General features: G+C 62.1%; 20 protein-coding genes and 1 other RNA gene. 11 read left to right on the forward strand and 10 right to left on the reverse strand.

Features of this window, described 5'->3' with window-relative positions:
* Nucleotides 1–5: 5 nt before the first annotated feature.
* Nucleotides 6–839, forward strand: coding sequence for a Rossmann-fold NAD(P)-binding domain-containing protein (locus AC0L3N_RS27605; RefSeq protein WP_473550667.1), 834 nt, complete (start codon nucleotides 6–8; stop codon nucleotides 837–839).
* A gap of 1 nt (nucleotide 840) precedes the next feature.
* On the forward strand, nucleotides 841–1,320 hold the full coding sequence (locus tag AC0L3N_RS27610; protein ID WP_473550669.1) for an anthrone oxygenase family protein: 480 nt from the start codon (nucleotides 841–843) through the stop codon (nucleotides 1,318–1,320).
* A gap of 28 nt (nucleotides 1,321–1,348) precedes the next feature.
* Here AC0L3N_RS27610 and AC0L3N_RS27615 read toward each other — a convergent pair whose 3' ends face one another.
* The 3 genes from AC0L3N_RS27615 to AC0L3N_RS27625 form a co-directional block, all read right to left on the reverse strand.
* Nucleotides 1,349–1,681 carry an Rdx family protein gene (locus AC0L3N_RS27615; RefSeq protein ID WP_473550670.1) on the reverse strand — a complete coding sequence of 111 codons (333 nt, stop codon included), beginning with the start codon at nucleotides 1,679–1,681 and terminating at the stop codon, nucleotides 1,349–1,351.
* Between the two features lie 17 nt (nucleotides 1,682–1,698).
* Nucleotides 1,699–2,448: a YebC/PmpR family DNA-binding transcriptional regulator gene (locus tag AC0L3N_RS27620; RefSeq protein ID WP_023800014.1), complete on the reverse strand. Its 750-nt coding sequence runs from the start codon at nucleotides 2,446–2,448 to the stop codon at nucleotides 1,699–1,701.
* 228 nt (nucleotides 2,449–2,676) lie between these two features.
* The gene (locus AC0L3N_RS27625; protein ID WP_123151180.1) at nucleotides 2,677–3,000 is read right to left on the reverse strand and encodes an ArsR/SmtB family transcription factor; all 324 of its coding nucleotides are present in this window, start codon (nucleotides 2,998–3,000) and stop codon (nucleotides 2,677–2,679) included.
* A 51-nt stretch (nucleotides 3,001–3,051) separates the two neighbouring features.
* On the opposite strand from AC0L3N_RS27625, the gene AC0L3N_RS27630 reads away from it, so the two are divergent.
* The 3 genes from AC0L3N_RS27630 to AC0L3N_RS27640 are packed head-to-tail and all read left to right on the forward strand — an operon-like array spanning nucleotide 3,052 to nucleotide 4,408.
* The gene (locus AC0L3N_RS27630) at nucleotides 3,052–3,534 is read left to right on the forward strand and encodes an SRPBCC domain-containing protein (RefSeq protein ID WP_123151179.1); all 483 of its coding nucleotides are present in this window, start codon (nucleotides 3,052–3,054) and stop codon (nucleotides 3,532–3,534) included.
* 16 nt (nucleotides 3,535–3,550) lie between these two features.
* Entirely contained in the window at nucleotides 3,551–3,913 is a 363-nt protein-coding gene (locus AC0L3N_RS27635; RefSeq protein ID WP_123151178.1) for a VOC family protein, read from the forward strand.
* Nucleotides 3,914–3,940: 27 nt separating this feature from the next.
* Nucleotides 3,941–4,408: an SRPBCC family protein gene (locus AC0L3N_RS27640; RefSeq protein WP_123151177.1), complete on the forward strand. Its 468-nt coding sequence runs from the start codon at nucleotides 3,941–3,943 to the stop codon at nucleotides 4,406–4,408.
* A 30-nt stretch (nucleotides 4,409–4,438) separates the two neighbouring features.
* Here AC0L3N_RS27640 and AC0L3N_RS27645 read toward each other — a convergent pair whose 3' ends face one another.
* From AC0L3N_RS27645 to ssrS, 4 genes are all read right to left on the reverse strand, one after another.
* Complete coding sequence (locus AC0L3N_RS27645; protein WP_473550672.1) at nucleotides 4,439–5,203, reverse strand: TerC family protein; 765 nt, start codon at nucleotides 5,201–5,203, stop codon at nucleotides 4,439–4,441.
* Nucleotides 5,204–5,275: 72 nt separating this feature from the next.
* On the reverse strand, nucleotides 5,276–6,100 hold the full coding sequence (locus AC0L3N_RS27650; RefSeq protein ID WP_123151175.1) for a TIGR00282 family metallophosphoesterase: 825 nt from the start codon (nucleotides 6,098–6,100) through the stop codon (nucleotides 5,276–5,278).
* Between the two features lie 82 nt (nucleotides 6,101–6,182).
* Nucleotides 6,183–6,770 carry a 5-formyltetrahydrofolate cyclo-ligase gene (locus AC0L3N_RS27655; protein WP_123151174.1) on the reverse strand — a complete coding sequence of 196 codons (588 nt, stop codon included), beginning with the start codon at nucleotides 6,768–6,770 and terminating at the stop codon, nucleotides 6,183–6,185.
* 97 nt (nucleotides 6,771–6,867) lie between these two features.
* A non-coding RNA gene (gene ssrS, locus AC0L3N_RS27660) (6S RNA) lies at nucleotides 6,868–7,023 on the reverse strand.
* A 183-nt stretch (nucleotides 7,024–7,206) separates the two neighbouring features.
* On the opposite strand from ssrS, the gene AC0L3N_RS27665 reads away from it, so the two are divergent.
* The 5 genes from AC0L3N_RS27665 (at nucleotide 7,207) to msrB (ending at nucleotide 11,175) form a co-directional block, all read left to right on the forward strand.
* On the forward strand, nucleotides 7,207–8,046 hold the full coding sequence (locus tag AC0L3N_RS27665) for an AAA family ATPase (RefSeq protein ID WP_473550673.1): 840 nt from the start codon (nucleotides 7,207–7,209) through the stop codon (nucleotides 8,044–8,046).
* A gap of 147 nt (nucleotides 8,047–8,193) precedes the next feature.
* Nucleotides 8,194–8,640, forward strand: coding sequence for a GNAT family N-acetyltransferase (locus tag AC0L3N_RS27670; RefSeq protein ID WP_123151172.1), 447 nt, complete (start codon nucleotides 8,194–8,196; stop codon nucleotides 8,638–8,640).
* An 8-nt stretch (nucleotides 8,641–8,648) separates the two neighbouring features.
* A complete protein-coding gene (locus AC0L3N_RS27675; RefSeq protein WP_473550675.1) occupies nucleotides 8,649–9,839 on the forward strand; it encodes a vWA domain-containing protein in 1,191 nt (396 codons plus the stop codon).
* On the forward strand, nucleotides 9,839–10,660 hold the full coding sequence (locus AC0L3N_RS27680) for an MBL fold metallo-hydrolase (protein WP_473550676.1): 822 nt from the start codon (nucleotides 9,839–9,841) through the stop codon (nucleotides 10,658–10,660). The genes AC0L3N_RS27675 and AC0L3N_RS27680 overlap by 1 nt, the downstream gene beginning before the upstream one ends.
* 110 nt (nucleotides 10,661–10,770) lie before the next feature.
* Nucleotides 10,771–11,175 (forward strand): peptide-methionine (R)-S-oxide reductase MsrB, encoded by a 405-nt coding sequence (msrB, locus tag AC0L3N_RS27685; RefSeq protein ID WP_473550678.1) that lies wholly within the window; start codon nucleotides 10,771–10,773, stop codon nucleotides 11,173–11,175.
* Nucleotides 11,176–11,241: 66 nt separating this feature from the next.
* Here msrB and AC0L3N_RS27690 read toward each other — a convergent pair whose 3' ends face one another.
* Nucleotides 11,242–11,586: a hypothetical protein gene (locus AC0L3N_RS27690; RefSeq protein WP_473550679.1), complete on the reverse strand. Its 345-nt coding sequence runs from the start codon at nucleotides 11,584–11,586 to the stop codon at nucleotides 11,242–11,244.
* Between the two features lie 217 nt (nucleotides 11,587–11,803).
* Between AC0L3N_RS27690 and AC0L3N_RS27695 the strand changes: the two genes are divergently transcribed.
* Nucleotides 11,804–12,313, forward strand: coding sequence for an arsenate reductase ArsC (locus AC0L3N_RS27695; protein WP_473550680.1), 510 nt, complete (start codon nucleotides 11,804–11,806; stop codon nucleotides 12,311–12,313).
* A 125-nt stretch (nucleotides 12,314–12,438) separates the two neighbouring features.
* Here the strand turns inward: AC0L3N_RS27695 and AC0L3N_RS27700 are convergent, their stop codons facing one another.
* Both AC0L3N_RS27700 and AC0L3N_RS27705 read right to left on the reverse strand, forming a co-directional pair.
* On the reverse strand, nucleotides 12,439–12,894 hold the full coding sequence (locus AC0L3N_RS27700) for a hypothetical protein (RefSeq protein ID WP_473550682.1): 456 nt from the start codon (nucleotides 12,892–12,894) through the stop codon (nucleotides 12,439–12,441).
* A 51-nt stretch (nucleotides 12,895–12,945) separates the two neighbouring features.
* Nucleotides 12,946–13,206: a DUF2312 domain-containing protein gene (locus tag AC0L3N_RS27705; protein ID WP_023800031.1), complete on the reverse strand. Its 261-nt coding sequence runs from the start codon at nucleotides 13,204–13,206 to the stop codon at nucleotides 12,946–12,948.
* Between the last annotated feature and the right edge of the window lie 102 nt (nucleotides 13,207–13,308).

A 13,308-nucleotide genomic window follows, 5' to 3' on the forward strand; every position in this document is an offset into this window, starting at 1 on the left:
ATCGCATGACCAACACAGCAAAAAAACCGATTTTGATCCTCGGCGGCACCGGCAAAACCGGCCGTCGTCTCGCGGACAGGCTGACGGCGCAGGGCTTGCCGGTACGCATCGGCTCGCGCTCGGGCACGCCGCCCTTCGACTGGGAAAACGACGCGACCTGGGCCCCCGCACTTGACGGTGTCGGCGCCGTCTACATCAGCTACTATCCTGATCTTGCGGTGCCCGGTGCGGCCGAAGCGGTCGGCGCCTTCGCCAACCTTACCGTGGCAAGCGGTGTGCGCCGGCTGGTGCTGCTGTCGGGGCGCGGCGAAACGGAAGCGCAACGCGCCGAAGAGATGCTGAAAGCCTCAGGCGCCGACTGGACGATCCTGCGCTGCGCCTGGTTTTCCCAGAACTTCAGCGAGAGTTTTTTGCTTGATCCGCTTCTCGCCGGTGAGGTGGCTTTGCCGGTCGGCGCTGTCGGAGAACCGTTCGTCGACGCCGACGACATTGCCGACGCCGCCGTGACGGTGCTTACCCGGCAAGGCCATGTCGGCCAGCTTTACGAGCTGACCGGGCCACGGCTGCTGAGCTTCGCTGACGCGGTCGCCGAGATCGGCAAGGCGAGCGGCCGCGGCATCCGGTTCAAACGGATTTCGCATGCCGAGTTCACCGCAGCTGTCGCCGGGTACGAGTTGCCGGCCGAGTTCGCCTGGCTGCTCAACGAGCTGTTCACCGAGGTGCTCGACGGCCGCAACGAGGCGCTGACCGACGGCGTCGAGCGCGTGCTCGGCCGCGCCCCAAAGGACTTTTCCGCCTATGCAACCGAAACCGCTGCTACGGGCATCTGGAGTGACTGACATGATCATGAAACTGCTTCCCACCCTAACCTTCGTCACCGCGCTCGGCTCGGGCGTCGTCGCTGGTGTCTTCTTCGCCTTTTCCAGCTTCGTCATGCCGGGCCTCGCCCGCATGCCTGCCGCGGGCGGGATCGCCGCCATGAATTCGATCAACGTCACTGCGGTGACGCCGATGTTCATGACCGCGCTTTTCGGCACCGGACTGGTCTGCCTCGTCCTCGCCGTCGGCGCTGTCATCGGCTGGAACCAGCCGGGTTCGTTCTGGCTTCTCGCCGGCGCCCTGATCTATCTCGTCGGCAACCTGATCGTGACGATGATTTTCAACGCGCCGCTCAACAACGCGCTGGCCGCCGTCGATCCGGGGAGCGCCAACGGCGCCGCCGTGTGGGCCACCTATCTCAGGGACTGGGTGATGTGGAACCACGTCCGCACCACCACCGCCATCGTGGCGCTGGGCTGCTTCATCGTGGCGTGGCGGTGAATTAGGGCAGAAATCTAAGAGACCTGCGTCAGGCAGGGTCTTTTGACTTGTGGCCCTTGCGATCGGCATGGCCGAGATCGCGATCCGGATCGATCACGTCGCGAACCAGTTGCTTGAGCCTTGCGGCATCGGGAAAGCCGCCGTCGCGCTTGCGGTCCCAGACCAGCGTGTCGTTGCAGGAAATGGTGAAAATGCCGCCGGTGCCCGGCACCAGCGTGACCTCGCCCAGATCCGTTGCGAAGGTCGACAGCAGCTCCTGCGCCATCCAGCCGGCCCGCAGCAGCCACTGGCACTGCGTGCAATAAGTGATGCGGACGCGGGGCAGCGCCTGTCCGCTCATGTCGGACTGAGCTCCGCTCATGTCTGGCTGAGCTCCGCTCATGCCGCGCTGAGCTTCGCCATGGTCTCGTCGTCGACCTCGAAATTGGCGTAGACGCTCTGCACGTCGTCATCGTCCTCGAGCGTGGCGACCAGTTTCATCAGCGACTGTGCCCGCTCCTCGTCGACCGCGATGTTGGTTTGCGGCTTCCAGATCGGCTTCACCGATTCTGCCTCACCGAGCGCGCCTTCCAGCGCCTTCGACACCTCGCCAAGGTTCTCGAACGCGCAATAGATCGTGTGGCCTTCCTCGTCCGACTGGACGTCGTCGGCCCCGGCCTCGATCGCCGCGTCCATGACCTTCTCGGCGCTGCCGACTGACGCCGGATAGAAGATCTCGCCGACACGGTCCCACATGAACGACACCGAGCCGGTTTCGCCCATCGCCCCGCCAGCCTTGGTGAAGGCGGCGCGCACATTCGACGCCGAGCGGTTGCGGTTGTCGGTCAGCGCCTCGACGATCAGCGCAACGCCACCCGGCCCATAGCCTTCGTAGCGCACAGCTTCGTAAGTCTCGGCGTCGCCCATCGACGCCTTGTTGATGGCGCGCTGGATGTTGTCCTTCGGCATCGACACCGCCTTGGCGTTCTGCACGGCAAGACGCAGGCGCGGGTTCATCGACGGATCCGGCGTGCCGCTCTTGGCGGCGACGGTTATTTCGCGCGCCAGCTTGGAAAACATTTTCGACCGCACCGCGTCCTGGCGGCCCTTGCGGTGCATGATGTTCTTGAACTGTGAATGGCCAGCCATGGCACCCCTGTCGTCTTCTCGGCTAGAGCATCCTGCAGTGAGGTAGTCACCTCGCCTTTTGCCAAAATGCTCGAATTCAAAATTTCAGAACGTCCCTGGTGCGTCCGGATGGACGTACGGCGCTCTATCTCGGAATGGCCGGCTTATAGATAAATCGGCTCAATTCGTCCAGCCGCGCCGTCAGGGTGGTGCGGCAACGTAACCGCCAGCTGCTTTCCTGCGGCCATTTCACACCTCCAGATCGGATTTCAGCTGGTCGAGAATGCTGATCGCATGCGTGGCGTACTGGCTGATCCAGCGGTCGTGGATCTGCTTGATCGGCAGCGCATTGAGATGGTTCCAGCGTTCGCGCCCCTCGCGCCGCGCCACCACCAGGTCGGCTTCCTCCAGCACTTTCAGATGCAGCATGACAGTGCAGCGGTCCATGTCAGGAAAGGCATCGCACAGCATGCCGGTGGTCCGCGGCGCGTCTTTCAACTCGTCCAGCAGCGCACGCCGGCGCGGATGCGCCAGCGCCTTGAAAACATTGTCGTCCTGCGCTTTGCTTGACATGTTATATTTTTATAACATAATACCGATCTGATCAAGGAAGGAGCTGTGGATATGTCTCTTGGATTCAGAGTTTCGGGCCGCATCGGCAAACCGGTCGCCGAAGTTTTCGACGCGGTCGTCAACCCGAACAAACTCAGCGGCTATTTCACCACAATCGGCGGCGCCAGTGCCCCGCTGGTGGCCGGCGCCAAGGTCGTCTGGTGGGGCAAGGTCCCGGTCGAGGTCGACGAAGTGGATAAAGACAACCGCATCGTGCTGCGCTGGGACGCCACCGACGCCGACGGCAAGCCGGCTTACAAGACGCGCATCGAGATGAATTTCGAGCCGCTAGACGACGGCGGCACCTTCGTCACCATCGCCGAGGCCGGCTGGCACGAGGACGCGGTCGGCCTGAAGAAGTCCTACCTCAATTGCGAGGGCTGGTCGCAGATGCTGGCCTGCATGAAGGCCTATGTCGAATACGGGATCAATTTGCGCGACGGCTACTATCGCAGCGAGATGAAGGGCGAGCCGGCGAGCGAAGACAATATCTGAGAAGACGGAGGAAAGAATGGCTGCGAAGATCAACGGCGGCATCAACATCGCCATGAAGGTGCCGCCACACCAATACCAGGAGACGATCGCCTTCTACCGCGATGTCGTCGGCCTGAAGTCGTTCACGGCCAAGGCGCCGGCGATCGGTTTCGAACTCGGTCCCAATCGCCTGTGGATCGACGAGGCGCCGATGCTGAGCCAGGCCGAGGTCTGGCTGGAGCTGTTCACCGATGATTTTCCGGCCGCCGCCGATCATCTCGCCAAGGCCGGCGTCGTGCGCTGCGACGCCATCGAGGCGCTCGGCGAAGGTTTTCGTGGCGGCTGGATCACCAATCCGGCCAACATCATTCACCTGGTGCGCGAACCCGACGCATGGTGACGGAGACCTGTTCGGAAGGAGGACGATATGGACATCCGTGAGACACCGACCGCCGAAGCCGGCATGCTGATCCGGCGGCCGGTCGCAGAAGTGTTCGAAGCCATCGTCGATCCGGCGATCACGACGAAATTCTGGTTCACCCATGGCAGCGACAGGTTGGACAGCGGCAACGAGGTTCGCTGGGAATGGCGCACGTATGGCGTCTCGACGCCGGTCACGGTCAGCGAGATCGTCCGGGACGACAAAATCGTCATGCAATGGAGCGATCCGCCGACAACGGTGGTCTGGACCTTTACCGAGCTGCCGGGCGGCACGACCTTTGTCGAGGTTCGCAATTTCGGTTTTGCTGGCAGTGCCGACGAGCAGGTCAAGCAGGCGATCGGCTCGACCGATGGCTTCGCGCTGGTGCTCGCCGGCGCCAAGGCGTGGCTGGAGCAAGGCCTGACGCTTGGCTTGATCGGCGACCGTCACCCGAAGGGCGTGCCGGCAGGTTAGAACGCAGCGGCGTCTCCAGGCGCGCCGGGCTCAGTGCCCGCCGGCCCTTGCCTTTCTGCGACGTCGAGCCAGCATGTTGAGGCCCTCGACAAGGGCGGAAAAACCCATGGCGGCGTAGATGTAGCCCTTCGGCACATGGAAGCCCATGCCGTCGGCGATCAGCGTCATGCCGATCATCAGCAGGAAGCTCAGCGCCAGCATGACAATGCTGGGGTTCTTGGCGATGAAGTTGGCGAGCGGCCCGGCCGCCAGCATCATCACGCTGACCGCCACGATCACGGCGATGTACATGATGGCGATCTCGTCGGTCATGCCGACCGCGGTGATGATCGAATCGATCGAAAAGACGAGGTCGAGCAGCAGGATCTGGAAGATGGCGCCGGCCAGCGAAAGCTGCAGCGTGTCGCCCATCATCGTGTCCTGGTGATCCTCGAGATCGACCGTGTGGTGGATCTCCTTGGTCGCCTTCCAGACGAGGAACAGGCCGCCGGCGATCAGGATCAGATCGCGCCAGGAAAAGCCATGGCCGAAGGCAGTGAATACCGGCGCCGTCAACTGGACGATGATCGAGATGGTGGCAAGCAGAACCAGCCGCATGATCAGCGCGGCAGAAATGCCGAGCCGCCGGGCGCGGGCCCTTTGTGCCTCCGGCAATTTGTTGGTCAGGATCGAGATGAAGATCAGATTGTCGATGCCGAGCACGACCTCCAGCACAATCAGCGTCAGCAACGCTACCCATGCGGTCGGATCGGAGACAAAGGCGAAATGCGGCGCCAGGAATTCGATGAGCTGCATGGAGGTCGTCCCCTCTTACGATCTGAAGCAGGCGTAGCCGGCAATTAGGTAGTACAATCGCTTACATCAATGTCATGACCAGAACGATGGCGCCGTTTCCTCCAGCCGCGGTCCGCGACGAAACGGCGCAATCCGCTCGGTCAGGCCGCTGCGATCCGAAATGTCGACGCCGACGCCGCACAATGTCGCTGGGCCGGTCGCCGCCTCGAAGCGCCCTTTCGGCACCTTCGACAGAAACCGGTTGAGCGGCTCCTCCTTGTCCATACCGAGCGAGGAATCATAGTCGCCGCACATGCCGGCGTCGGAGATATAGCCGGTGCCGCCATTGAGGATATGATGGTCGCCGGTCGGCTGGTGCGTGTGGGTGCCGACGACCAGGCTGGCGCGGCCGTCGACGAAATGCGCAAAGCACATTTTTTCAGAGGTCGCCTCGGCATGGAAATCGATGACCACCGCATCGGCCTGCTCGCCGAGCGGGCAGGCGGCAAGCTCGCGCTCGCCGGCCTGGAACGGATCGTCGAGTTCGGGATGCATGAACACCCGGCCCATGATGTTGGCGACCAGAACGCGCGCGCCGTTCCTGGCGATGTAAACGCCGGAGCCCCGCCCCGGCGTGCCCTTGGGGAAATTGGACGGACGCAGGAACCGTTCCTCGCGCGGAGCGAAAGCCAGCGCATCGCGCTGGTCCCAGACATGGTTGCCGGTGGTGACGACATCGGCACCCGCCGAGATCGTCTCGCGAAAGATCTCTTCGGTGATGCCGAAGCCGCCGGCGGCGTTCTCGCCGTTGACGATAACGAAGTCGAGGTTGAAATCTGAGATCAGGCCGGGCAGTTGTTCCCACACCGCCGTGCGTCCCGTCTTGCCGACCATATCGCCGAGGAAGAGAAGTCTCATATAAACATGATCCCGAACCGAAGGTCAGCAAAGCAAGAAAGCTGCATGACTTTCGAAAAAGACCATGCGTCCAGGAACTTATCTACAATTTCGGCGCGAACCGGCGCAACCCGCTCTCGGTGAGTATTTCCGGAATGATCACGTCATGCGGCTCGTCCGGCACCAGCGCCACCTCCTGGCACTCGAAAGCAATGCCGATCAGCCTAGGCGGCTGCCCCTTGTCGACCAGCCGCGCGATCGCGCGGTCGTAATAACCGGCGCCATAGCCGATCCGGTGGCCTCGTGCATCGAAGGCGGCAAGCGGCACCAGCATCACCTGGGGATCGAGCACCTCGGCCTCTTCATGCGGCCCGACGGTGCCGAACCCCATGTCGATCATCGGTGCGCCACGCACCAGTTCGCGAAAAACGATGGTGGTCTTGTTGAGAATTGCCGGCAGGCAAAGCCTTGCTCCCTTTTCGCGCAAGGCGAACATCAGCGGCCGGACGTCGACTTCCGAGCGCATCGGCCAGAAGCCGGAGACGATCTGGCCCGGCTCTATCGTAATGCTGTCCCGCGCCGCCTCGGCCATTTCGAGCGCTGCCTCCACCCGCCAGAACGGATCGAGCGCATCGCGGCGCCCGAGTGCTTCCTTGCGGAGATGTTTCTTCAGGTCTTTGGGAGAGGTCATGGAGCCAAGGTAGAAAGGTCGGATCTGGTTGGAGCTTTGGGAGCGACGTTTTCTACCGCATGATCCACCGAAGCGTCAGTAGATCCTTTGCGTCGAGTGACGATCCACACAACCGGTGGAGAGAGCGATCCCGGGAACCTACAAAGTAGGTGGGCGCCGTATGAGAAAACCCACGGGTCTTCCCAGGGACAGCTCCCTAGGGATCATTAAGGCCCCGGGGAAAATGTTCTCCTGCCGGGAAGCGCAGACCGTCACGACCAATATAGGCTGGCGATCGGCCAAGCGCCAGAGAGACGGGCCATGCTCCGTGGCTTAATTCGTCATCAGGTTCTGCCTTGCATCTGCGCGGCACGAGGTTTCACCGCGCCCTCGCCGCGGCGCCTTGCACAGGCTGGGCCGTCTCCTTACGATTACCATGAAAAACCGAGGAGCAAGAATGCGTTTCGAAGGCACGGCGGCCTATGTCGCCGACAAGGATCTGATGGTGGCGGTCAATGCGGCGATCGCGCTGGAGCAGCCATTGCTGGTTAAGGGCGAGCCCGGCACCGGCAAGACCGAACTGGCCAGGCAAGTGGCGGCCGCGCTCGGCCTCGAGCTGATCGAATGGCACGTCAAGTCGACGACAAGGGCGCAACAGGGCCTCTACGAGTATGACGCCGTCTCGCGGCTGCGCGACAGCCAGCTCGGCGACGAGCGCTTCAACGACATCAGGAACTATATCAAGCGCGGCAAGCTGTGGGACGCCTTCGCCGCCGGCAAGAAGGTCGTGCTTCTGATCGACGAGATCGACAAGGCCGATATCGAATTCCCCAACGATCTGTTGCAGGAACTCGATAGAATGGAGTTCTTCGTCTACGAGACCGGCGAAACGGTCCGCGCCGCTGTGCGCCCGATCGTCATCATCACCTCCAACAACGAGAAGGAACTGCCGGACGCTTTCCTGCGCCGCTGCTTCTTCCACTATATCCGCTTTCCCGATGTCGAGACGCTGCACAGGATTGTCGACGTGCACTATCCCGGCATCAAGCAGAACCTGGTGCGCGCCGCACTGACCCAGTTCTACGAGATCCGCGACGTGCCGGGTCTGAAGAAAAAGCCGTCGACCTCCGAGGCACTGGACTGGATCCGCCTGCTGGTCGCCGACGACATCGCGCCCGAGGATTTGCGCGCCGACCTGAAGAACGCGCTCCCCAAGCTGCACGGCGCGCTTTTGAAGAACGAACAGGACGTCCATCTATTCGAGCGCCTGGCATTCATGGCGAGAAGGCAGGGGTGAGGAGCGGTCGGCCAAAGGCCGACGAACGCCCGAAGCCATAGCGGAGGGCCGGGCATGCAGCGGCGGACAGCGCTTTCCCGTTGCTGGACCGTTGCCGCGGGCCGGGCACCGAGGCAGCTTGGGCCGAAAGCTTCGGAAGGAAATGAAATGACCGAGATCACCGTCCGCCCACTGGCACAATCCGACCACGCCGACTGGCAGCGTCTGTGGACTGCCTACCTCACCTTCTACGAAACCAAGCTGCCGGAAGAGGTCTACGCCGTCACCTGGAAGCGGCTGTTCGCGGCGGGTGAGTTCGAACCGAAGGGTTTTGTCGCCACCCTCGACGGCAAGGCGGTTGGCCTGACGCACTATCTCTACCATCGCTCCTGCTGGTCGCAGATGAACAACTGCTATCTGCAGGATTTGTTCGCCGACCCGGATGTGCGCGGCAAGGGCGTCGGCGCCGCCCTGATCGAAGCGGTCAAGCAGGAAGCCGGCAAGGTCGGCGTCAAGAACGTCTACTGGATGACCCACGAGACCAACACCACCGCGCGCAAGCTCTACGATCACGTGGCGCGCCGCACCGGCTTCATCGAATATGATTTACTATAATTGATGCGATGTTCATCCCCTTCTTCCTCGAACTGAAGGCTGCGCGGGTTCCCGTCTCGCTCCGGGAGTATCTGTCGCTGCTGGAAGGGCTGGAGGCGGGGCTGGTCGACTATGACGTCGAGGGGTTTTACTATCTTGCCCGCGCCGCACTGGTGAAGGACGAGCGCCACATCGACCGTTTCGACCAGGTCTTTTCACACATTTTCAAGGGCGTTGAGGCGCTGGCTGGCGAAAATGCGGTCGACGTCGAAAACATTCCGGAGGAATGGTTGCGGCGGCTTGCCGAAAAGCACCTGACCGATGAAGACAAAAAGCTGGTCGAGGCCCTGGGCGGTTTCGAAAAGCTGATGGAGACGCTGAAGAAGCGGCTGGAGGGACAGAAGGGCCGCCACCAGGGCGGCTCGAAATGGATCGGCACCGGCGGCACCTCGCCCTTCGGCGCCTATGGCTACAATCCCGAAGGTGTGCGCATCGGCCAGCATGAGAGCCGCAACCGCCGCGCGGTGAAAGTCTGGGACAAGCGCGAGTTCAGGAATTTCGACGATGCCGTCGAGCTCGGCACCCGCAACATCAAGATCGCGCTGAAGCGCCTGCGCCGCTGGGTGCGCGAAGGCGCCGGGGAGGAGTTCGACCTGTCCGGCACCATCCACGCCACTGCCGAGCACGGCTATCTCGACGTGCAGACACGGCCCGAGCGGCGCAACGCCGTAAAGCTGCTGATGTTTTTCGATGTCGGCGGCTCGATGGACGACCACATCAAAAGCGTCGAGGAGCTGTTTTCGGCCGCCCGCGCCGAATTCCGCCAGCTCGAATACTTTTACTTCCACAACTGCCTCTACGAGGGCGTGTGGAAGGACAATCGCCGCCGCCATGCGGAGGTAATCCCGACCTTCGACCTCCTCCACAAATACGGTCCGGATTACAAGGTGATCGTCGTCGGAGACGCCTCGATGAGCCCCTATGAGATCGCGCATCCTGGCGGCTCGGTCGAGCACTGGAATCCGGAGGCCGGCGTTGTCTGGCTCGGCCGTCTGCTGCAGCAATGGCCGAACGCGGTGTGGCTCAACCCCGAAAGCGAAAAGCACTGGGGTTTTACCCATTCGATTGCCATGATCCGCGATATCTTTGGCGGCCGCATGTATCCGCTGACGCTCGCCGGGCTCGAAGCCGCGACGAAGCAGCTTTCAAGGAAGCACTGATGGATTCACGCAAAACAGGAAGATCGACCTGTTTCCTCTGCTTGCAGTGTGGCGTCCAGTTCGCGGCGGCAGCGACCCCGCCGCAACATTGCCCGATCTGCGAGGACGAGCGGCAATATGTGCGCTGGGAGGGCCAGGCCTGGATCACGCCGCAAGAGCTCGCCGCCGGGCATCGGATCGTGATGAAAGACGACGCTGGCGTGCTCGCCTTCGGCATCGGGCCGCGCTTCGCCATCGGTCAGCGGGCGCTGCTGGCACAAACCCCGCACGGCAACGTACTATGGGACTGCATCTCGATGGTCAGCGACGAGGCGGTGGCCGAAATCAACCGACGAGGCGGCCTCACCGCGATCGCCATTTCGCACTGCCATTATTATTCGGCAATGGTCGAGTGGAGCGAGGCGTTTGGCGGCGTGCCGATCTATCTGCACGCCGATGACCGTCAGTGGATCATGCGGCCGCATCCGGCTGTTATCAGTTGGGAGGGCGAGACGCGCGCCCTAAACACCTCGCTGACACTTATCCGTTGCGGCGGTCACTTTGCCGGTGGCCAGGTGCTGCATTGGAAGCGCGACGGCGGCGACGCCATCCTGGCCGGCGACATCTTGCAGGTGACACCAACGCGCCGCCATGTCAGCTTCATGTACAGCTACCCGAACTATATCCCGCTCAATGCGGCGAAAGTGCTCGGCATCGAGGCTGCGCTGGAGCCGTACGCGTTCGACCATATCTACGGCGCATGGTGGAACCAGAACGTCCTCGGAGATGCAAAGACGGCATTTGCAGGGTCGGTTGCGCGGTATCTCGCGGCGATCGCCTGAGGAATTCTTCGCGGCAGCATCGGAAATACCGGCAAACGCCGTAACAAATGCCTATTTTAGGCGAACTTGGGAAGACAACCCCAATAGCGGCATGAACTAAGAGGCAAAAAATGGATAGTCACACCTACCCAGTCACCCGCACCGATGCCGAATGGCGCGCCCGGCTGACGCCGGAGCAATATGCGGTGATGCGCAATCAGGGCACCGAGCGGCCCGGCAGCTGCGCCCTGCTCCACGAGAAGCGCGCCGGCACCTTTTCCTGCGCCGGCTGCGACCAGCCTTTGTTCGAATCCAAGCTGAAGTTCGAGAGCGGCACCGGCTGGCCAAGCTTCAACGATCCGGTGCCCGGTTCGGTCGAGACGACCGTCGACCGCAGCTTCGGCATGGTCCGCACCGAATGCCACTGCGCCCGCTGCGGCAGCCATCTCGGCCACGTCTTCGAGGACGGCCCGCCGCCGACCGGCCTGCGCTATTGCATCAACGGGGTCGCGCTGAAATTCGAGCCGGCTGCCTGACTGCAATTCAAGGTTGTGCAATTCAGCGTTGTCAAAGGACGGCTTCGGCCGGCCTTTGCTGTCTCGTCAGATCACCACCACCAGTATCAGCCACAGCACAGCCCCCAGCGTCATCAGCGAAGCCTTGAGGCCGCCGGATTTCTCGGCTGTCCGCCACACCGCAAAAGTCAGAAAAAAATTGTACGGCACCGGCGCGAAATGCACCGCCAGAACGAGAGCGAGCGGCAGCTTCAGCCCGAGCAGGATCAGTGCCAGCACCGACAATGCGATATTGATCGCCGTGCCGACAAGGACAAGATCGCGCCAGAACAGCCGGTCGAGCGGGGCCGTGCCTTGCCAGCGCGAGCGGAAGAAACCCGCCGCACGGCTTGCCTTTCCGTCTTCGCCTTCGAACGTCTCCGGCGCACTCATCGATGCGGCTTTCTCTCATTCGATAGCCGCAGAGATGTCCAAAGCAGCAAGCCTGTCAACGCAAGTCGATCATCGGCACGCAAGCGTATGATTTGGAAGATTGTCATCAAACGGTCGTGAAACCTTTCTACGTCGCCCTTGTCGGCATCTCGGCAAAGACAACCTTGCCGGAATCTGCCGCCTCCATCATCCAGTCGCCTGCCAAGGAGGTCTTGAGATGAGCGATAATGTCTACAACGCGCTGTTTCTTTGCAACGCCAATTCGGCGCGATCCATCATGGCCGAAGCCATCCTCAATCGGATCGGTGCCGGCAGGTTCATGGCTTTTTCCGCCGGTTCGCAGCCGAAGGGCGAGGTCAATCCCTACACACTGCAGCTGCTCGAAAGCCTCAACTACGATACGAGCTTCGCCCGTTCGAAGGGCTGGGACGAGTTTGCCGAGCCCGACGCGCCGGAAATGGACTTCGTCTTCACGCTCTGCGACAGCACCGCAAACGAAACTTGTCCGATCTGGCCGGGTCATCCGATGACCGCGCTCTGGTCTATACCAGACCCAGCCAAGGCGGACGGCACCGAAGCCGAACTGCACCTTGCCTTTGCCGATGCGTATCGGATGCTCAACAACCGCATCTCGCTGTTCACCAATCTGCCGATGGATGCGCTCGACCATCTGGCGCTGCAACACCATCTCGATGCGATCGGCCGCGACACGGCGAAGCCGAACTAATGCATGTCGCCCAAAAGTGCGCAGCGGTTGGGGTAACGGCATGCATAAAAACAAACTAAAGCGCGTCGCACGACTCGCTTCAGACGCGACTCGCTTTAGGGTCAAGCCGCCGACAGGCAGGCGATTCACGAACCGGTTTCGCCACCCTCGCCCAGCACCTCGCCAACGGCGCGCTCGAAGCGCGATGCTTCCGTCACCAGCCAGTCGGCCATGGCCGGCCAATTGTCCTCGGCAAAGCAGTTCACCCGCCACAGCGAATTGATGCCGAGGCCCTCGCAACTCTGTTCCGGCCCGAGCTTCAACCTGTCTTCGATCGCCGGCTGGAACGGCTTCAACCGCGACCAGGCTTCCGTGGCACCGAACTTCTCGTTGCGCCCGAAGAAGACGCCGACATGGTTCTGCGCCGGCGCGACATACATGGAAAGGACCAATGCGAAGTCGGGCAGCCCGCGCTGCCAGAACCAGGGTCCGCGCCGCGCCATCAGAGCCCTTTCTTCCGGATGCCGTTCCGCGAACAGCGTCCAGAAGCCGCGTTGGCGGAATTCAGAGGCGCGTCGGACGCCGAAGTCGAATTCGCTCATGGTTCGACCCGTTGAGGGCGCCGCAACCGGCGCCCAGGGCTGTTATCAGCCTTACACCATGCCGAGAGCGGCTTTGTAGAGGTCGAGGATGGTTTCCTCCTCTTGCCGCTCGGCCTGATCTTTCTTGCGCAGCCGGATGATCGACCGCATCGCCTTGGTGTCGAAGCCGGTGCCTTTGGCCTCGGCGAACACTTCCTTGATGTCGTCGGCGATCGTCTTCTTCTCTTCTTCGAGCCGCTCGATGCGTTCGATGAAGGCTCGCAGCTGGCCGGCGGCAACAGTCTGGCTGGTTTCGGTGATGTCGTCGGCCATTTTTTCTCCGCGTCGTTTTCCATGCCGCGACTCAGGAACTGTCGCGGCGAATTTGCAGCGGTTCGATGCCCGACCGGGGGCGGCGGGTCAAGCTGTTATCGA

It is taken from the genome of Mesorhizobium sp. WSM4807, assembly GCF_055811615.1.